Below are 17,845 nucleotides of genomic sequence, written 5' to 3'. Positions count from 1 at the left end.
TTACCCCAGTAACGGTGTTCTTGTAATGGCGAGTTGTATGATGATGAACAACACCACCAAAGCCAACAGAAAGGCAATAAACCTGCTCTGCTGGCTGCGCGGGCGACGACGGCCCAGCGCGATAAAACCCAATGCGATGTAAATAATAACGCCAAACAGCTTTTCAGTCAGCCATGAGCCGTCTTCAGTGAAAGGCAGATAGTGCGTTATTGCCATTAACCCCGCCCCGCTGAGAAATAACAGCGTGTCGCTACAGTGTGGCGCTATGCGCACCCAGCGCTGGTTCAGCCGGGCGTTACCGCTGTAATTCCACCAGTAGCGCAAGGCAAACAAACTGACGGACACCACCACACACGCGATATGCAGGTACAGCACTGCACTAAACAGATTCATACGCCAGCCTTCTCCATGCCGGGAAATTGCCCGATCGTCAGACGGTCATTATCGCCGTAGTCACGGCAGGTCATCACATCACGGTAGCCCGCTTCATGAAACAGCGCGCGCACCGCTTCCCCCTGCTTCCAGCCGTGCTCCAGCAGCATCAATCCATCAGGCGTCAGGAAATGACGCCCTTCGCGGATGATATGTGCGAGATCGGCCAGCCCGTTATCGGCGGCAACCAGTGCGCTCTTTGGCTCAAAACGAACGTCGCCCTGATCCAGATGCGGGTCGGTTTCGTCGATATAGGGTGGATTGCTGACAATCATCGTGAACCGCTGTCCGGCCAACGCAGCGAACCAGTGGCTTTGCAGGACGGTGACGTTAGGGATGGCAAGACGTTCGGCGTTGCGCGCCGCTAGTGCCGCCGCGTCGGGCATTACATCAACCGCGGTCACCTGGCAGTCGGGGCGTTCGCTGGCTAACGCCAGCGCAATCGCACCGGTGCCGGTCCCTAAGTCCAGAATCCGACACGACGTCGCAGGCAGTCGCGCCAGCGCCTGTTCGACAAGACATTCGGTATCCGGACGCGGAATGAGCGTGGCGGAAGAAACCAGCAGCGGCAGCGACCAGAACTCACGCTCCCCCACCAGATGCGCCACCGGCTCGCCGCGCTGACGGCGGCTCAGCAGCGCCGCCAGCTGCGTTTCCTCGGCCTCAGTCAGTACCGTTTCACCAAAGGCGAGGAGATACGTCCGCGCCCTGCCGGTAACGTGTCCTAACAGGATCTCGGCGTCGCGTCGCGGGCTTTCGCTCTCGCTCAGTCGGACAATAGCCTGCGCCAGCCACTGCTGAAAAGTCATCATTCCTGCTCGGAGAGCGCAGCCAGCTGATCGGCCTGGTATTCCTGAACAATCGGCTCAATCAGCATATCCAGCTTACCTTCCATCGTTTCGTCCAGACGGTAGAGCGTCAGGTTGATACGGTGGTCGGTAACACGTCCCTGCGGGAAGTTATAGGTACGGTTACGATCGCTGCGATCGCCGCTGCCCAGCAGGTTACGGCGGGTTGAGGCTTCCGCCTGCTGACGCCTGGCGTTTTCCGCCGCACGAATACGCGCGCCGAGCACCGACAGCGCCTTGGCTTTGTTTTTGTGCTGGGAACGTTCGTCCTGGCACTCCACCACGATACCGGTCGGTAAGTGGGTAATACGGATAGCCGAGTCGGTGGTGTTAACGTGCTGACCGCCGGCCCCGGAGGAGCGGAAGGTATCAATACGCAGATCGCCCGGGTTAATATCCGGCATTTCGGCTTCCGGCAGCTCCGGCATCACCGCTACGGTGCAGGCGGAGGTGTGAATGCGGCCCTGGGATTCGGTAGCCGGTACGCGCTGTACGCGGTGACCGCCGGACTCAAATTTCAGACGGCCATAAACGCCATCGCCACTGATTTTGGCAATCACCTCTTTAAAGCCGCCATGTTCGCCTTCGTTGGCGCTCATGATCTCCACGCGCCAGCGGCGGGCTTCGGCATAACGGCTGTACATACGGAACAGATCGCCCGCAAACAGCGCCGCTTCATCGCCGCCGGTACCGGCACGGACTTCAACAAAGGCGTTACGTTCGTCATCCGGATCCTTCGGCAGCAGCAGCACCTGCAGCTGTTGCTCCATTTCTTCGCCTTTCGCTTTTGCGTCGCGTAGCTCTTCCTGCGCCATTTCGCGCATTTCCGGATCGTCGAGCATCATCTGTGCAGTTTCAATATCGTCCTGCACCTGGCGCCATTCGGTATAGCAGCGAGCAACGTCGCTCAGCTGCGCATATTCGCGCGACAGCGCGCGGAATCGATCCTGATCGGCGATGGTCGCAGCATCACCCAGCAGCGCCTGAACTTCCTCATGGCGTTCGTACAGAGCTTCCAGTTTGGCAACAATAGAAGGCTTCATAGGCGTGAATTCACCCTGTCCTGATAAAAAGAGAAATGTGCGCTATTCCAGCCCGAGGCTGTTGCGCAGAATATGCAGGCGTTCATCATCCCCGTCACGGGCAGCCTGCTGAAGAGATTTGGTTGGTGCGTGGATCAGGCGATTGGTCAGCTTACGCGCCAGATCCTGCATGATTTCCTGCGCGTCACCGCCCTGTTCCAGGGCTGCCAGCGCTTTCGCCGTCAGCTCCTCACGGACCTGCTCGGACTGGGAACGATATTCGCGGATAGTCTCGCTGGCGCTCTGGGCGCGTAGCCAGGCCATAAATTCGCTGGTTTCCTGCTCGACGATCGATTCGGCCTGCACCGCCGCGGCCTTACGCTGCGCCAGGTTATGCTGAATGATGTTTTGCAGGTCGTCCACGCTGTACAGGTAGGCGTTCGCCAGCTTGCCGACTTCGGGTTCAACATCGCGAGGTACCGCGATATCGACCAGCAGCATCGGCTGATTGCGACGCGCCTTCAGCGCACGCTCCACCATCCCCTTGCCAATAATCGGCAGCGGGCTGGCGGTAGAACTAATAATGATATCGGCCTCTTTAAGCCGCTCGTCGATATCGCTCAGCGCGATAACTTCCGCGCCGACCTCTTCGGCCAGAACCTGGGCGCGCTCGCGGGTACGGTTAGCAATCACCATTTTACGCACGTTATGCTCGCGCAGATGACGCGCCACCAGCTCGATAGTTTCTCCGGCGCCAACCAGCAGCACCGTCACACTTGAAAGTGATTCGAAGATTTGTCGCGCAAGGGTACAGGCGGCGAAAGCCACGGAGACCGCGCTGGCGCCGATATCGGTTTCGGTCCGAACGCGTTTTGCCACGGAGAACGACTTCTGGAACATCCGCTCCAGTTCACTGACGTTAAGGTGGCCGCGGCTGGAATCGGCAAAGGCTTTTTTCACCTGCCCCAGAATCTGCGGTTCACCCAGCACCAGCGAATCCAGACCGCTGGCAACGCGCATCAGATGGCTGACCGCGTCATTATCCTGGTGCCAGTACAGACTTTTACGCAGGTCGTCTTCATTGAGATGGTGATAATCACACAGCCAGCGGATGAGCACTTCCTGCAAATTATCTTGTTCCTCAACGCTGAGGTAAAGCTCCGTGCGGTTGCACGTTGACAGCACCACCCCGCCCTGCACCATTGGCTGAGCCAGCAAGCTCTCCAGCGCCTGATCGAGCGTATCCGGCGAAAACGTGACTTGTTCTCGCAGCGCGACCGGGGCTGTTTTGTGATTAATGCCAAGAGCTAAAAGGGTCATTGTGAGGGAGTAGTACCAGCGTTGCTAAGGTTAGTCTGAGCGCATCATACAGGATGCACGGAATCAATAAAAGAGACGCTCCCCTTTTGGAGTAATAGGCCCGGCAGTAAAGGCCATTAACGGTAATTTTTTGATTTCAGACAATTTGAACGTAGACGCTATCGTCGGGCAACGCTAGCATTAAGGGTTATAATTGTAACCCGCTACACAAATCGTGTGCGTACTCACCCGTCGCCGGATTTCACTGTAGACATCAAGGATTTGTCATCATTATGAATCGACTGCTCCGCCTGTTGCCGCTGGCAAGCCTGGTCCTGACCGCCTGTACTCTCAACGCCCCAAAAGGCCCTGGCAAAAGCCCTGACTCTCCACAGTGGCGTCAGCACCAGCAGGATGTCCGCAATCTGACCCAGTACCAGACCCGCGGCGCCTTCGCTTACCTGTCCGACGAACAAAAAGTTTACGCACGCTTCTTCTGGCAGCAAACCGGCCAGGATCGCTATCGCCTGCTGCTGACCAACCCGCTAGGCAGCACCGAGCTGTCACTGACCGCCCAGCCGGGCAGCGTGACGCTGATCGATAACAAGGGTCAGACCTATACCGCGACCGATGCCGAAGAGATGATTGGCCGCCTGACCGGAATGCCGATCCCGCTCAACAGCCTGCGCCAGTGGATCGTTGGCCTGCCGGGCGATGCAACCGACTACTCGCTCGATGATAAATACCGCCTGAGCGAACTGAACTATACTCAGAACGGCAAAACCTGGCACGTCACCTACGGTGGCTATACCAGCGATACCCAGCCATCGCTGCCGGCCAATATGGAACTGAACAACGGCAGTCAGCGCATTAAGCTGAAAATGGATAACTGGATTGTGAAATGATGACCCGCTGGCCCTCTCCTGCAAAGCTGAACCTGTTTTTGTACGTCACCGGACAGCGTGCCGATGGTTATCACACCTTGCAGACGCTGTTTCAGTTTCTTGACTATGGCGATACGCTCACCATCGAACCGCGTCATGACGGCGCGCTGCGTCTGCTGACGCCGGTTGACGGCGTGCCTGACGAAGAGAACCTGATTATTCGCGCCGCAAGGCTGCTCATGCAGGCGGCAACCGCGTGCGGGCAACTGCCTCCCGGCAGCGGTGCCGATATCAGCATCGACAAACGTCTGCCGATGGGCGGCGGTCTGGGCGGCGGTTCCTCCAATGCAGCCACCGTACTGGTTGCGCTCAACCATCTATGGGGCTGCGGCTTATCTGAAGACGCCCTGGCAACGCTGGGACTACAGCTCGGTGCCGATGTACCGGTTTTCGTACGCGGCCATGCGGCTTTTGCCGAAGGGATCGGCGAAGTGCTGACGCCGGTTGAACCACCAGAAAAGTGGTACCTGGTCGCCCATCCGGGCGTCAGTATTCCAACGCCGATCGTTTTCCGCGACCCGGAGCTACCACGAGACACCCCGATCAGGTCAATAAGTACGTTATTAAAATGTGAATTTCGCAATGATTGCGAGGTTATCGCAAGAAAACGTTTTCGCGAGGTTGATGCGGCGCTTTCCTGGCTGTTAGAATATGCGCCGTCGCGCCTGACCGGCACAGGAGCGTGTGTCTTTGCTGAATTTGACACCGAATCTGCCGCTCGTCAGGTGCTGGAAAAAGCCCCGGCATGGCTACAAGGCTTTGTAGCGCGAGGAGTTAATATCTCCCCGCTCAAGCTAACCCTACCTAAGTAATTCTGCTTTTGGCACGAATTACCGTCAGTACGCCGGGCAAATTGAGTAACGGTGACAGCGTCACCCTGTTCCAGACGTTGCATCGTTCTCTTTAAATACACCGCCTGGATAGAATAGTGCCGCCCGCACAGTTATTGGCCCTGTTCATCCACCACTGGACGCATGCCTGAGGTTCTTCTCGTGCCTGATATGAAGCTTTTTGCTGGTAACGCCACCCCGGAACTAGCACAACGTATTGCCAACCGCCTGTACACTTCTCTTGGCGACGCCGCTGTAGGTCGTTTTAGCGACGGCGAAGTCAGCGTACAAATCAATGAAAACGTACGCGGTGGTGATATTTTCATCATCCAGTCCACTTGTGCTCCCACCAACGACAACCTGATGGAACTGGTTGTTATGGTTGATGCCCTGCGTCGCGCTTCGGCGGGTCGTATCACCGCTGTTATTCCTTATTTCGGCTATGCTCGTCAGGACCGTCGTGTGCGTTCTGCTCGTGTGCCAATTACCGCGAAAGTGGTTGCCGATTTCCTGTCCAGCGTCGGCGTTGACCGCGTACTGACCGTTGACCTGCATGCTGAACAGATTCAGGGCTTCTTCGACGTTCCGGTTGATAACGTATTCGGCAGCCCAATCCTGCTGGAAGACATGCTGCAGCTGAACCTGGATAACCCGATCGTGGTTTCTCCGGACATCGGTGGCGTGGTTCGCGCTCGTGCTATCGCCAAACTGTTGAACGATACCGATATGGCTATCATCGACAAACGTCGTCCGCGCGCTAACGTTTCCCAGGTGATGCATATCATCGGTGACGTTGCCGGCCGTGACTGCGTCATGGTTGACGATATGATCGACACCGGCGGCACGCTGTGTAAAGCAGCAGAAGCGCTGAAAGAACGTGGTGCAAAACGCGTATTCGCCTACGCAACTCACCCGATCTTCTCCGGCAATGCGATTCAGAACATTAAAAACTCTGTTATTGATGAATTCGTCGTCTGCGATACCATCCCGCTGGCGCCGGAAATCAAAGCGCTGGAAAAAGTGCGTACGCTGACGCTGTCCGGCATGCTGGCAGAAGCGATTCGTCGTATCAGCAACGAAGAATCTATCTCTGCTATGTTCGAACACTAATCGAGCCCGGCCAAAAAACCCGCTGCGGCGGGTTTTTTTGTCTCTGAACCCAATTTGTATGATTAATGCCTCCTTCACCTGCCATTTAGTTGACAGATGATGCGCTCATGGATGAAACATTATTGTGAACAGATTATTTTCCTCACATGTGATGCCTTTCCGCGCCCTCATCGATGCCTGCTGGAAAGAAAAATACACGCTCGCTCGCTTCACCCGCGATCTAATCGCCGGGATAACGGTCGGGATTATTGCGATTCCACTGGCAATGGCCCTGGCCATTGGCAGCGGCGTTGCGCCGCAGTATGGGCTGTATACCGCCGCCGTCGCCGGGATTATTATCGCCCTGACCGGCGGTTCGCGCTTTAGCGTATCCGGCCCCACCGCCGCCTTTGTGGTTATCCTCTATCCGGTGTCGCAGCAGTTTGGCCTGGCAGGGCTGCTGGTGGCGACGTTGATGTCCGGGATCTTTTTAATTCTTTTCGGCCTGGCTCGCTTTGGCCGTCTGATTGAATATATCCCGCTGTCCGTCACCCTCGGATTTACCTCCGGTATTGGTATCACCATCGGTACCATGCAAATTAAAGATTTTCTGGGTCTGCAAATGGCACATGTGCCGGAGCACTATCTGCAGAAAGTCTCCGCTCTGGTGATGGCGCTGCCGACGGCCAAACCCGGCGATGCGGCGATCGGTATCGTCACTCTTGGCACCCTGATTCTTTGGCCGCGCCTGAGGATCCGTCTACCCGGCCACCTACCGGCGCTGCTGGCGGGCTGCGCGGTGATGGCGATAGTCAACCTTATGGGCGGTCATGTTGCGACCATCGGCTCTCAGTTTCACTATATTCTGGCTGATGGCAGCCAGGGTAACGGGATCCCGCAACTGTTACCACAGCTGGTGCTGCCGTGGGATATGCCGGGTTCCAACTTTACGCTTAGCTGGGCGTCGCTGCAGGCACTGCTGCCGGCGGCCTTTTCTATGGCCATGCTCGGTGCTATCGAATCACTGCTGTGTGCGGTGGTGCTCGATGGTATGACCGGCACGAAACATAAAGCCAATAGCGAACTGATAGGCCAGGGGCTCGGCAATATCGTCGCCCCCTTCTTCGGCGGGATCACTGCCACGGCGGCGATTGCCCGCTCGGCGGCTAACGTCCGCGCCGGGGCAACGTCGCCGGTTTCCGCCATTATCCATGCGCTGCTGGTCATTATGGCGCTGCTGGTGCTGGCGCCGCTGCTCTCCTGGCTCCCGCTTTCCGCAATGGCGGCACTGCTGCTGATGGTGGCATGGAACATGAGTGAGGCGCACAAGGTGGTTAACCTGCTGCGCCACGCGCCGAAGGACGACATCGTGGTCATGCTGATGTGCATGTCGCTGACGGTGCTGTTTGATATGGTTATCGCTATCAGCGTTGGCATCGTACTGGCTTCGCTGCTGTTTATGCGCCGTATTGCGCGCATGACGCACCTGGCGCCGGTTAACGTGGATACTCCCGATGATGTGCTGGTCCTGCGGGTGATTGGGCCGTTATTCTTTGCCGCTGCCGAAGGGCTGTTTAACGACCTGGAAACGCGGATATCCGGGAAACGGATTGTGGTCCTGAAGTGGGATGCGGTACCGGTGCTGGATGCCGGAGGACTGGATGCCTTCCAGCGCTTCGTCAACAAGCTGCCGGAAGGCTGTGAGCTACGCGTCTCGAATCTTGAGTTTCAGCCGCTGCGTACGCTGGCCCGGGCGGGCGTTAAGCCGATTCCCGGACGCCTGAGTTTCTATCCCGACCGTGCTGCCGCTCTGGCCGACATTTAACTACCGTGACGCGGGCGCTCGCGCCTGCGTCATCATCACGCCAATCGCCTGCTGGAGCCAGCCAAGCACTTCCGGCGTCATCCACGTCCCTTTCATCAGGTGCGGTTCGCGCGCCATCGCAGTGCGGAACTTTTGCTGGGTCTGAGGATTCGTTCCGGCATAGGACTGAAACAACGCCAGCCACTGCCGGGCCAGCGCCTGCCCCGCTTCAGATGCCGGGTCGCGACGCTCGCGGCAGGCCTCGTGCAGCGCCGTCACCAGCACAGGCCACTCCATCAGACGATCGAAGTAGTGCGCGCGGGTGAAGGCCAGCTCATCGGCATCGAGATAGCGTGCCCAGATAGCCAGCTTGCTCTGGGCAAAGGCACGGGTAATGTAGTCAACGACATCCGCGGTAATGCCGGTCTGTTCGCGCATTTGCGGTTCCGCCGCGTGCATCTCGTTCAGACGGGTAAGAAATTCCGGCCGCCCGGCCGTATCCAGTTCCAGGCGTTCCATCCAGCGGGTCGCCAGCGCGATGGCTCGCGGGTCCTCCGCCGGGCATGATTCAGCCATCAGCTCTCGCCCTTCCGATACCAGCGCCTGCCAGATCTGGTTACGCTGCTCATCTTGCTCTGCGAATGGCAGCACCTGTAACTCTTGTGGACTAAACCAACGATCGTACATTTTCATTAACTCCAGCGTCTGTAGCCAGGACTCCAGGTCGGGCTCGTTTCCGCGTCCCAGTTCATCACGCAGCGTAATCAACCGTTCGCGTAGCGTGGTAACCGCACGCAGCTGTTTATCCAGCGTCGTTATCTGCTGTACCAGCAGGTCCGTTAGCGAAAGCGAATCCTGGTCAAGGTAGTCCTTAATAGTGGCGAGCTCCAGCCCGGCCTGCGCCAGCGCCTTAATCATATGCAGACGCTGAACGGCCGCCAGGTTATAGAGTCGGTAACCCGCCGCGCTTCTGGCCGACGGCAGCAGCAGCCCCGTTTGCTCATAGTGATGTAATGTGCGGACGGTCATTCCGGCTCGTCTCGCCAGTTCACCTACCTGAATTAACATGGCTACTCCTGTCGTTCACCCATAGCGCTACTCTGCCGCCTGACGTTACGTCAGGGTCAAGAGCAAAAAAGATGGGGGAAGTTTATCGTGAAGGAATCACCCTCGCAGCAGGAGAGTTCACGCAGGTACAAAAGAGGCGCGATAAAAAACAAAACAGCCAGCTACCGGTAAAGCAGCTGGCTGCATATGAAAACTTTAAGCAGGCACCCCGCCGCCAGACGGTCGGTGCGATGAAATTACTCAGCTATGCCGGTGCTGGTCACGACGGCAGCGTTTATCGTAGTGGCGAACCCACCAGTATCTGTCGCAAACCTGCTCGTGTCCGCCAACACGCGCCCCTGCGAGCCAAAGAACGGCGCCGACAAAAATACTTAACACTGCGCCATGAGCGAAGAACTGCGGCAGGTCAAGCTGCGGAAGCTGGTTTAAAATAGAATAACCGACGCCAACAACCATGACGAACAATCCTAAACCCATCAGTATATTACCGAGTAATGAAGCGTTTCTGCGTTTCATAAGTCACCTCCGCAACTCTGGGTTACATGGGAATATCCCCAAAACTTATAGGTCTAGTATAGACAATGGTGATTAGACTGATTGCGCTGGCGATCACATTAGTCAATATCTGATCAACAAAAACTTACAAATAACTTACTGAACAACATCAAATTCTAATGGTTCATAGGGGTAATTATCTCTACCCATGCCGCGGTGCTGGCAGAATTTTGTCAACCGCGTCAGCACACAGTACACTACGCGCCAGAGAACGACCCAAGCAGGATAGAAAAGTGACGATAAAACTGATTGTCGGCCTGGCAAACCCCGGAGCAGAATACGCGGCGACCCGGCACAATGCTGGCGCCTGGTACGTAGATTTACTGGCTGAACGCCATCGCGCCCCGCTGCGCGAAGAGAGCAAATTCTTCGGTTACACCTCGCGAATCAACTTTGCCGGCGAAGATGTCCGACTGTTGGTCCCAACCACCTTTATGAATCTCAGCGGCAAAGCCGTGGCGGCAATAGCCACCTTCTACCGCATTAATCCGGATGAGATTCTGGTGGCGCACGATGAGTTGGATCTGCCGCCCGGAGTGGCAAAATTTAAGCTCGGTGGCGGACACGGCGGCCACAATGGTCTGAAAGATATCATCAGCAAACTGGGCAATAACCCCAACTTTCATCGCTTACGCGTCGGAATCGGCCATCCAGGCGATAAAAATAAAGTTGTCGGCTTTGTGCTGGGCAAACCGCCGACGAGCGAACAGAAACTGATTGATGAAGCCGTTGACGAAGCGGCACGTTGCACCGAGGTGTGGCTGAAAGAAGGTCTCACCAAAGCGACCAATCGTTTACACGCTTTTAAAGCGCAATAACCGGTCGACGTGCGGAATTTTTGCCGCGCACCGTGTATAATAGGCAAAGCTATTTACTTTTCTGCAATCTGTTCACTGTAACGGGTTGATTATCCAAAGATTAAGGTGATTTAAATCATGGGATTCAAATGCGGTATCGTCGGTTTGCCCAACGTCGGCAAATCCACCCTGTTCAATGCGCTCACCAAAGCGGGTATTGAAGCGGCCAACTTCCCCTTCTGTACCATTGAGCCGAACACCGGTGTCGTGCCGATGCCCGATCCGCGTCTGGACAAGCTGGCTGAAATCGTCAAACCGCAGCGCATTCTGCCGACCACCATGGAATTCGTCGACATCGCGGGCCTGGTGAAAGGCGCATCCAAAGGTGAAGGTCTGGGCAACCAGTTCCTGACTAACATCCGCGAAACCGAAGCCATCGGCCACGTGGTTCGCTGCTTCGAAAATGACAACATCATCCACGTGAATAACAAAGTGGATCCGGCAGACGACATCGACGTTATCAACACCGAACTGGCGCTTTCCGACCTCGATACCTGCGAACGTGCCCTGCACCGCGTACAGAAGAAAGCCAAAGGCGGCGATAAAGACGCGAAAGCCGAACAGGCCGCGCTGGAAAAATGCCTGCCGCAGCTGGAAAATGCCGGTATGCTGCGTGCGCTGAGCAATTTGACCGAAGAAGACAAGGCCGCCATCAAATATCTCAGTTTCCTGACGCTGAAGCCGACCATGTACATCGCGAATGTGAACGAAGACGGCTTCGAGAACAACCCGTACCTGGATAAGGTTCGTGAGATTGCCGCTGCTGAAGGCTCTGTCGTGGTTGCCGTCTGTGCCGCGGTAGAATCTGATATCGCTGAACTGGACGATGCCGACCGCGATGAGTTTATGGCCGAGCTGGGCCTGGAAGAACCTGGCCTGAACCGCGTGATTCGTGCCGGTTACGAGCTGCTGAACCTGCAGACCTACTTTACCGCTGGCGTAAAAGAAGTTCGCGCGTGGACTATCCCTGTTGGCGCCACCGCACCGCAGGCGGCAGGCAAAATCCACACCGACTTTGAGAAAGGCTTTATCCGCGCACAGACCATCGCCTATGAAGACTTTATCGCTTACAAAGGTGAGCAAGGGGCGAAAGAAGCAGGCAAGATGCGTGCCGAAGGAAAAGATTACATCGTTAAAGATGGCGATGTGATGAACTTCCTGTTCAACGTCTAATTTCCCTTCCGGCAACAGGACATCTCACGGTGTTCTGTTAATCAAGCCAGAAACATAAAATCCACGCCCCGGCGTGGATTTTTTATAGTCATCCCGTCGCGGCCTCAGGCCTGACACACTGCATTTTTTTGTCCGCAATAAAAGACAACCGCAACTTAATCCTGACGGTGCACAAGCATCGCCAGCGGCTTCTTCTCGACCCCGTGACACAATAAGCTCTCTTTTTACATCCGGCGTTTGCATCCCCGCAATCCGCTCAAGGGATAAGGTAATCGAAAGATGGCGAGCTATTTCTTTTCTCTTCCTGACGTCTATTTTGGTGAAGACGCAATTCATACGTTGCGTCGGCTGAACCATAAAAATGTGGCGATTGTGACCGACAATTTTATGGTGACATCCGGTAAAACGCGCTACCTGATAAACGAAATGCCGCAGGCCAGCGTCTCTATATTTAGCGATGTAACACCCGACCCGAGCGTTGAGATCCTGCATGCCGGCGCCACGCAGTTTAAAAGCTTCAAGCCCGATGTCATTATCGCCCTGGGCGGCGGCTCCTCTCTTGATGCAGCCAAAGGAATCAAGGTCACGCTTGAAGAGTACCTGCCTGGCCACACCATTGAGCTTATCGCCATTCCGACCACCAGCGGCTCCGGTTCAGAAGTCACCTCATATGCCATTATTTCCGACCCGCAAAACGGACGAAAGTATCCGCTGATTGCTGATGAACTGATCCCGGACTGCGCCATCCTCGACCCGAATCTGGTGTTATCTGTTCCTCGTCAGGTCGCGGTAGATACCGGGATGGACGTCCTGACGCACGCCATTGAGGCACTGGTTTCAACGGGAGCAAATGACTTTAGCGATGCGCTCGCCGAAAAAGCCATCGCGCTGGTCTGGCAAAACCTGCCCGACGTTTTTAACGATGAGAAAAATATTGCGGCGCGGAGCCATATGCACAACGCCTCCTGCATGGCCGGCATGGCGTTCAACTCTGCGGGGCTGGGATTAGTCCACGGTATGGCACACGCCATCGGCGGGATGTTGCATATCCCGCACGGCAAAATTAACGCCATGCTGCTGCCCTTAATTATTGAGCACAACGCCCGACATTCCCCGCATGCGCGGATGAGATACCTGAAATGCGCCGCCATTATGGGGATCCAGGCCGACACGCCCGAACACACTCTGCGCGCGCTGGTCGGGAACATTAACGATATGAATCGCCATTTTGGCATCCCGGCAACGCTGCGGGCGCTGGGTAAAGACCCGGCAGATTTTGCTTCCCTGCGCCAGGCGCTGATCGCCGCCACCTTAGCGGATGGCTGCACGCTCACTAATCCCTGTCGGCCCGGCGCCGCAGATGTCGACCGTCTGCTGAACGCAATCGCCGGGTAGATCTGGACAAGATTGTCCTCCCCCCGGCGGACCGTCAAAAAAGTCCTGCGTAACGGCAAAAAGGCCGACGCGGGACTGAATATGCTTGTATCGCTCTTTTCATTACTTTCAGGTTGTTGACGCTATGAATGACACCCAGCAGCAAGCCGAATTGATCGCCCGCGAAATTCTCCAGGAACTTAAGGCCCGTGGACCAGGGGCAATGACCGAACACCGTGCCGTACAGACGCTGAATATCCCCATTGGCATCTCGAATCGCCACGTTCATCTGAGCCGGGAAGATATGGACGTCCTGTTTGGCTATGGCTCCACACTCACCCGTATGAAAGCGGTCAAACAGCCGGGGCAATATGCCGCCGACGAGACGGTTACCCTGTGCGGGCCGAAAGGAGAACTCACCAGGGTGCGGGTCCTTGGCCCGTTGCGCAGCGCTACCCAGATAGAAATCTCCGTCTCCGACAGCTTTATCCTCGGCGTGAAGGCGCCTTTAAGAATGTCCGGCAACCTTCAGGACTCGCCGGGGATCGACATTATTGGCCCACGCGGGCGGGTCAGCAAAACGGACGGCGCCATTGTCGCCTGGCGACATATTCATATTTCACCTGCCGAGGCCGAGCAGCACGCCCTGCGCGACGGCATGGAGATCGACGTGCGCATCGACGGACATCGCGGCGGCATTCTCAGCCACGTGGTGGTCCGTGTGAGCACGGATGCGGTGCTGGAAATGCATGTCGATGTTGAGGAGGCCAACGGTTTTGGCTTGCGTAACGGCGATTGCGTGACGCGCGCAAACGTGGAACGTCACCATGGCTGACAGCGCTGAAATCAGGCGGCTGTGTACGCTGGCGGAGCTGGTCAACAGCGGTGAATATCGCGCCTGGACGGGCGGGCTGAAAGTGGGTGTCGATCCTGGTACGGCCAATATCGCCCTTGTGGTGCTGGATGAAAAAGACCGTCCGGTCGCCGGGATCAGCCACCCCTCACGCGCGGTGAAAGATGGCGTGGTGGTGGATTATCTGAGCGCCAGCCGGGTGGTGAGCGGCCTGAAAGCCACACTCGAAGAGCGCCTTGGGCTCACCCTCACCCGCGCGGCGACGGCAATCCCGCCGGGAATTACTCCCGGGAACACGAAAGTGATCGTCAATATGGTAGAGGCCGCGGGATTTGAGGTGGCCGACGTCGTCGATGAACCCGTGGCCGCCGCCCTGGCCTTAAATATCCGCAACGGCGCGGTCGTTGATGTGGGCGGTGGTACAACCGGCATTAGCATTCTGCGCGACGGCAAAGTCATTTTCAGCGCCGATGAGCCGACCGGAGGCAACCATATGACCCTGGTACTCTCAGGCGCGCTGGGCATACCTTTCGCCGAAGCGGAAACATTGAAGAAATCCCCCGAGGAGCAAGCGCGGGTCTTCGCCGTGGTCCGTCCGGTCGCCGAAAAAATGGCACATCTGGTCACGGGCTGGCTGGCAGGGTATCCGGTCGATGACATCTACCTGGTCGGCGGTGCCAGCAGCTTTCAGCAGTTTGCCGATGTTTTCCGCCATGCGACCGGCAAACGGGTCATTCAGGCGCAGCAACCACTATTAGTGACGCCGCTTGGCATTGCCATGCGCTGTTGCTGAGGAGGAATACGATGGATGCACAGCGACTCTCTCACCGGCTCGACAGCCTCATTGCCGACATGCTGGAGCAGCGTCGACGGCGCTTGCAAACTCACGGCAAGGTCATGCGTGTGATACTAAGCGGCGAGGATCTGACCACGCTGCCCACAACTCTGGATTGCCTGACGGCTCTGGACAAAAGCGGCTATCTGCTGGTCATGGCCTTTTCCCACAGCGCCATGCAGGTATCGTTGCCCTCATCCTGCCTGCAGGCGCTGACACAGCGCGGCGTTGATGTCCTGCGCGATGACCGGGAGCCGTGGCAGACGGAGGACGCCTTCACAGGCCTGTATCTGCCCTCGCTGTCCACCAACAGTCTGAGCAAAATCGCGTTAGGTATTCGCGATAACCGGGTGTGTCGCTGGGCCTTCCATGCCCTGAGTCTGAATAAACCGCTAATCGTTACGCTCAATCCCGAATGCCAGGATGACGCCGCCAGCCCGCTCCCCTGCGCATTCCGGGCGCGGCTGGCTACTTACGTCGCCACACTCGAAGAGTACGGCATCACCGTGATTGGCCGCCCCATCACCCACCGGGAACGCAGGCCGCAAGCTGGCGTCGGTAAATCGCTGATAACGCTCAGCGATGTACGCCAGCATCCCAGAGGCGCGGTGCTGTCCGTTGGACACCGGACGCTAATCACCCCCGCCGCGCGCGATGAAATTCGCGACCGCGGCATCGTTATAGCGCAGAGCCACCAGGAGGACATATGTATCTGGCAAAAGTAACCGGGGCACTGGTCTCGACCACCAAACATGCCTCGCTCAATGGCGCAAAATTGCTGATTGTTGCCCGCCTGGATGAACACTATCAGCCCACCGGCACGGCGCAGGTGGCCGTCGACTTCGTCGGCGCGGGAAATGGCGAAATCGTGATCGTAACGACCGGCAGCTCTGCGCGCATGACCACCAGCAAAGAGCACTCCGTCATCGATGCGGCCGTGGTCGGTATTGTCGACTCACTCGATCTTAATGGCCAGTAAACGCCCTGGAGGAACACCATGCACTCGACGTCGAACCCCGAGCTGGATCGCTGTATCAACGAGGCAATTTCGCGCCAGTTAACGCCGCCTCCGGCCTCGCTTAGTCTGCTGGATGCGGCATCGCTGGCCCGCTATGCCAACGATGCCGCAAACAACGCTAACGTGCCGATTGTTTTCAGCCTGGTGGATACCCACGGCCACCAGCGCTACTTCTTTAGTCAGGATAACGTCCTGCTCATCAGCCATACGCTGGCGACGCAAAAAGCCTGGAGTGCGGTGGCGCTCAAAATGCCGACTCATCAGCTCGCGGCCGAAGTGCTGCCCGGCGCCAGCCTCTATGGCTTGCAGCATGCGCAAGGCCTCTGCTGCTTTGGCGGTGGGCTCCCCTGCTGGTCCGGCGGCGTATTGCTCGGCGCCATCGGGGTCAGCGGCGGCAGCGTCGAGGAAGACATCGCGATTGCCACGCAGACCCTGGCACGCTTCAGCCGTGAGCGATTTTCACTCACACCATTCAATGAATCTTTCTAAAGAAAACAGATACAGGCAGGGGTCATTATGTCGTCAGCGTCACTGATTCTGGTTATTAACTGTGGTTCATCTTCCCTCAAGTTTTCCATCATCCCGCGCGATCGGGAGACTCCGCTACTCTCCGGACTCGCGGAAAAACTGGGGCTGCACGAAGCCTGCATCACGTTTAAAGATGCTGACGGGAATAAAACCCGCGAGCAACTTAATGGCTCCAGCCATACCTGCGCGCTAAAGGCGCTGTTCGCCCGGCTCGACGAGCTGGCGCTGCTGCCGGATGTGTCCGCCATCGGCCATCGCGTGGCGCACGGCGGCAATGATTTCAAACACTCCGTGCGGCTCACGCCGACGATCATCGAGCGTATTCGGGAGCTGTCGGTACTGACACCGCTGCACAATCCAGCCAACCTGGTAGGTATAGAAGCGACCATTGCCCTGTTACCCGAGCTACCGCAGGTTGCGGTGTTTGATACCGCATTTCATCAGACGCTACCGCCGGAGGCCTATACCTACGCCATTCCTCTGGAGTATTTACACCAGCTTCAGGTCAGACGCTATGGCTTTCATGGCACCTCTCATCGTTTCATCGCCGCCGAAGCCGTCGCGCGCCTGGGTCTCAATCCGACCAACCACGGCATACTGATTGCACATCTCGGCAACGGCTCGTCGGTGTGCGCGGTGAAAAACGGGCACAGCGTGGACACCTCAATGGGCATGACGCCGCTTGAAGGCCTGGTGATGGGGACACGCTGCGGCGATCTCGATTTTGGCGCGGCGGCCTATATCGCCCGCTGCACCGGGCAGACTATCGAATCGCTTTACAATATGGTCAATAGCGAAGCCGGTCTGCTCGGCCTGTCCGGGCTTTCCAGCGATTGCCGCACATTGCAAGAGGCTCGCAGCAAGGGCGATCCCCGGGCAACCCTGGCAATTGATGTCATGGTACATCGACTTGCCCGTCATCTTGGTGCCCATCTCGCGTCACTGCATCGCTTTGACGCCCTGATCTTTACCGGCGGCATAGGGGAAAACTCGGCGCTGGTACGCGAGCTCACCGCCGAAAGGCTGGCGATATTTGGCGTGCAGCTCGATGCGGCCAGCAATGCGCAAATGGTGGCTGGCCGGGAGGGCGTTATCTCGCGTCCCGGCTCTCCGGTTGTGGCGGTAATTCCCACCAATGAAGAACAGATGATTGCGCAAGATGCGGCCGCGCTTGCCCCCCTTTTCGAAGGCGCCGCGTGAAGAATTTCTCAGCGCTGTCATTCGGGGAGGATTTTATTGTCCAGCTTAAAACGGGAAAACAAGAAAATCTCTCTGACGGGCAAAACATTTTGTCCATGGCGCAATAACATCGTAGT

19 protein-coding genes are annotated in these 17,845 nt (G+C 57.1%); 13 read left to right on the top strand and 6 right to left on the bottom strand.

Annotation, left to right across the window (positions count from 1 at the left end; all coding sequences use genetic code 11):
- The 4 genes from sirB2 to hemA are packed head-to-tail and all read right to left on the bottom strand — an operon-like array spanning nucleotide 1 to nucleotide 3,622.
- Complete coding sequence (gene sirB2 / locus ACMYSK_RS03990; RefSeq protein WP_434640406.1) at nucleotides 1-393, bottom strand: invasion regulator SirB2; 393 nt, start codon at nucleotides 391-393, stop codon at nucleotides 1-3.
- On the bottom strand, nucleotides 390-1,241 hold the full coding sequence (gene prmC / locus ACMYSK_RS03985) for a peptide chain release factor N(5)-glutamine methyltransferase (protein WP_434643839.1): 852 nt from the start codon (nucleotides 1,239-1,241) through the stop codon (nucleotides 390-392). Before prmC ends, sirB2 begins: the two co-directional genes overlap by 4 nt.
- The gene (prfA, locus tag ACMYSK_RS03980; protein ID WP_434640404.1) at nucleotides 1,241-2,323 is read right to left on the bottom strand and encodes a peptide chain release factor 1; all 1,083 of its coding nucleotides are present in this window, start codon (nucleotides 2,321-2,323) and stop codon (nucleotides 1,241-1,243) included. Before prfA ends, prmC begins: the two co-directional genes overlap by 1 nt.
- Nucleotides 2,324-2,365: 42 nt before the next feature.
- Nucleotides 2,366-3,622, bottom strand: a complete 1,257-nt coding sequence (hemA, locus tag ACMYSK_RS03975) for a glutamyl-tRNA reductase (RefSeq protein WP_434640402.1) — start codon at nucleotides 3,620-3,622, stop codon at nucleotides 2,366-2,368.
- A gap of 272 nt (nucleotides 3,623-3,894) precedes the next feature.
- Between hemA and lolB the strand changes: the two genes are divergently transcribed.
- The 4 genes from lolB to dauA all read left to right on the top strand — a co-directional run bounded on the left by lolB (nucleotide 3,895) and on the right by dauA (nucleotide 8,289).
- Nucleotides 3,895-4,506: a lipoprotein insertase outer membrane protein LolB gene (gene lolB / locus ACMYSK_RS03970; protein WP_434640400.1), complete on the top strand. Its 612-nt coding sequence runs from the start codon at nucleotides 3,895-3,897 to the stop codon at nucleotides 4,504-4,506.
- Nucleotides 4,506-5,357, top strand: a complete 852-nt coding sequence (gene ispE / locus ACMYSK_RS03965) for a 4-(cytidine 5'-diphospho)-2-C-methyl-D-erythritol kinase (RefSeq protein WP_434643836.1) — start codon at nucleotides 4,506-4,508, stop codon at nucleotides 5,355-5,357. The genes lolB and ispE overlap by 1 nt, the downstream gene beginning before the upstream one ends.
- Before the next feature lie 180 nt (nucleotides 5,358-5,537).
- A complete protein-coding gene (gene prs, locus ACMYSK_RS03960; protein ID WP_004863536.1) occupies nucleotides 5,538-6,485 on the top strand; it encodes a ribose-phosphate diphosphokinase in 948 nt (315 codons plus the stop codon).
- Nucleotides 6,486-6,609: 124 nt separating this feature from the next.
- Nucleotides 6,610-8,289, top strand: coding sequence for a C4-dicarboxylic acid transporter DauA (gene dauA, locus ACMYSK_RS03955; RefSeq protein WP_434640399.1), 1,680 nt, complete (start codon nucleotides 6,610-6,612; stop codon nucleotides 8,287-8,289).
- Here the strand turns inward: dauA and ACMYSK_RS03950 are convergent, their stop codons facing one another.
- Both ACMYSK_RS03950 and ychH read right to left on the bottom strand, forming a co-directional pair.
- Nucleotides 8,290-9,336, bottom strand: a complete 1,047-nt coding sequence (locus ACMYSK_RS03950; protein ID WP_434640398.1) for a MerR family transcriptional regulator — start codon at nucleotides 9,334-9,336, stop codon at nucleotides 8,290-8,292. It abuts the gene before it with no gap.
- Between the two features lie 240 nt (nucleotides 9,337-9,576).
- Nucleotides 9,577-9,852 (bottom strand): stress-induced protein YchH, encoded by a 276-nt coding sequence (gene ychH, locus ACMYSK_RS03945; protein ID WP_434640396.1) that lies wholly within the window; start codon nucleotides 9,850-9,852, stop codon nucleotides 9,577-9,579.
- A gap of 272 nt (nucleotides 9,853-10,124) precedes the next feature.
- On the opposite strand from ychH, the gene pth reads away from it, so the two are divergent.
- The 9 genes from pth (at nucleotide 10,125) to tdcD (ending at nucleotide 17,729) form a co-directional block, all read left to right on the top strand.
- Nucleotides 10,125-10,709, top strand: coding sequence for an aminoacyl-tRNA hydrolase (gene pth, locus ACMYSK_RS03940; protein ID WP_434640394.1), 585 nt, complete (start codon nucleotides 10,125-10,127; stop codon nucleotides 10,707-10,709).
- A 117-nt stretch (nucleotides 10,710-10,826) separates the two neighbouring features.
- Nucleotides 10,827-11,921 (top strand): redox-regulated ATPase YchF, encoded by a 1,095-nt coding sequence (gene ychF / locus ACMYSK_RS03935; protein ID WP_434640393.1) that lies wholly within the window; start codon nucleotides 10,827-10,829, stop codon nucleotides 11,919-11,921.
- Nucleotides 11,922-12,200: 279 nt separating this feature from the next.
- A complete protein-coding gene (locus ACMYSK_RS03930) occupies nucleotides 12,201-13,316 on the top strand; it encodes a 1-propanol dehydrogenase PduQ (RefSeq protein WP_434640392.1) in 1,116 nt (371 codons plus the stop codon).
- Between the two features lie 202 nt (nucleotides 13,317-13,518).
- Entirely contained in the window at nucleotides 13,519-14,130 is a 612-nt protein-coding gene (pduL, locus tag ACMYSK_RS03925; RefSeq protein WP_434643833.1) for a phosphate propanoyltransferase, read from the top strand.
- Nucleotides 14,123-14,941 (top strand): ethanolamine utilization protein EutJ, encoded by an 819-nt coding sequence (eutJ, locus tag ACMYSK_RS03920; RefSeq protein ID WP_434640390.1) that lies wholly within the window; start codon nucleotides 14,123-14,125, stop codon nucleotides 14,939-14,941. The genes pduL and eutJ overlap by 8 nt, the downstream gene beginning before the upstream one ends.
- Before the next feature lie 11 nt (nucleotides 14,942-14,952).
- Nucleotides 14,953-15,708 carry a flavoprotein gene (locus ACMYSK_RS03915; RefSeq protein WP_434640389.1) on the top strand — a complete coding sequence of 252 codons (756 nt, stop codon included), beginning with the start codon at nucleotides 14,953-14,955 and terminating at the stop codon, nucleotides 15,706-15,708.
- Nucleotides 15,690-15,962, top strand: a complete 273-nt coding sequence (locus tag ACMYSK_RS03910; protein ID WP_434640387.1) for a EutN/CcmL family microcompartment protein — start codon at nucleotides 15,690-15,692, stop codon at nucleotides 15,960-15,962. Before ACMYSK_RS03915 ends, ACMYSK_RS03910 begins: the two co-directional genes overlap by 19 nt.
- Before the next feature lie 18 nt (nucleotides 15,963-15,980).
- Nucleotides 15,981-16,490, top strand: coding sequence for a GlcG/HbpS family heme-binding protein (locus ACMYSK_RS03905; RefSeq protein WP_434640385.1), 510 nt, complete (start codon nucleotides 15,981-15,983; stop codon nucleotides 16,488-16,490).
- Nucleotides 16,491-16,517: 27 nt separating this feature from the next.
- The gene (tdcD, locus tag ACMYSK_RS03900; RefSeq protein WP_434640384.1) at nucleotides 16,518-17,729 is read left to right on the top strand and encodes a propionate kinase; all 1,212 of its coding nucleotides are present in this window, start codon (nucleotides 16,518-16,520) and stop codon (nucleotides 17,727-17,729) included.
- Nucleotides 17,730-17,845 lie beyond the last annotated feature (116 nt).

The organism is Klebsiella sp. I138 (assembly GCF_051131765.1).
Classification (GTDB): Bacteria; Pseudomonadota; Gammaproteobacteria; order Enterobacterales; family Enterobacteriaceae; genus Klebsiella.
Note: the sequence above shows the minus strand (reverse complement) of the source record. Positions and strands in the feature narration are given on the sequence as shown.

Coding starts and splice junctions, on each gene's coding strand:
- sirB2 (WP_434640406.1), bottom strand. CDS start 393: ATGAATCTGTTTAGTGCAGTGCTGTACCTGCATATCGCGTGTGTGGTG.
- prmC (WP_434643839.1), bottom strand. CDS start 1,241: ATGACTTTTCAGCAGTGGCTGGCGCAGGCTATTGTCCGACTGAGCGAG.
- prfA (WP_434640404.1), bottom strand. CDS start 2,323: ATGAAGCCTTCTATTGTTGCCAAACTGGAAGCTCTGTACGAACGCCAT.
- hemA (WP_434640402.1), bottom strand. CDS start 3,622: ATGACCCTTTTAGCTCTTGGCATTAATCACAAAACAGCCCCGGTCGCG.
- lolB (WP_434640400.1), top strand. CDS start 3,895: ATGAATCGACTGCTCCGCCTGTTGCCGCTGGCAAGCCTGGTCCTGACC.
- ispE (WP_434643836.1), top strand. CDS start 4,506: ATGACCCGCTGGCCCTCTCCTGCAAAGCTGAACCTGTTTTTGTACGTC.
- ACMYSK_RS03950 (WP_434640398.1), bottom strand. CDS start 9,336: ATGTTAATTCAGGTAGGTGAACTGGCGAGACGAGCCGGAATGACCGTC.
- ychH (WP_434640396.1), bottom strand. CDS start 9,852: ATGAAACGCAGAAACGCTTCATTACTCGGTAATATACTGATGGGTTTA.
- ychF (WP_434640393.1), top strand. CDS start 10,827: ATGGGATTCAAATGCGGTATCGTCGGTTTGCCCAACGTCGGCAAATCC.
- ACMYSK_RS03930 (WP_434640392.1), top strand. CDS start 12,201: ATGGCGAGCTATTTCTTTTCTCTTCCTGACGTCTATTTTGGTGAAGAC.
- pduL (WP_434643833.1), top strand. CDS start 13,519: ATGACCGAACACCGTGCCGTACAGACGCTGAATATCCCCATTGGCATC.
- eutJ (WP_434640390.1), top strand. CDS start 14,123: ATGGCTGACAGCGCTGAAATCAGGCGGCTGTGTACGCTGGCGGAGCTG.
- ACMYSK_RS03915 (WP_434640389.1), top strand. CDS start 14,953: ATGGATGCACAGCGACTCTCTCACCGGCTCGACAGCCTCATTGCCGAC.
- ACMYSK_RS03910 (WP_434640387.1), top strand. CDS start 15,690: ATGTATCTGGCAAAAGTAACCGGGGCACTGGTCTCGACCACCAAACAT.
- ACMYSK_RS03905 (WP_434640385.1), top strand. CDS start 15,981: ATGCACTCGACGTCGAACCCCGAGCTGGATCGCTGTATCAACGAGGCA.
- tdcD (WP_434640384.1), top strand. CDS start 16,518: ATGTCGTCAGCGTCACTGATTCTGGTTATTAACTGTGGTTCATCTTCC.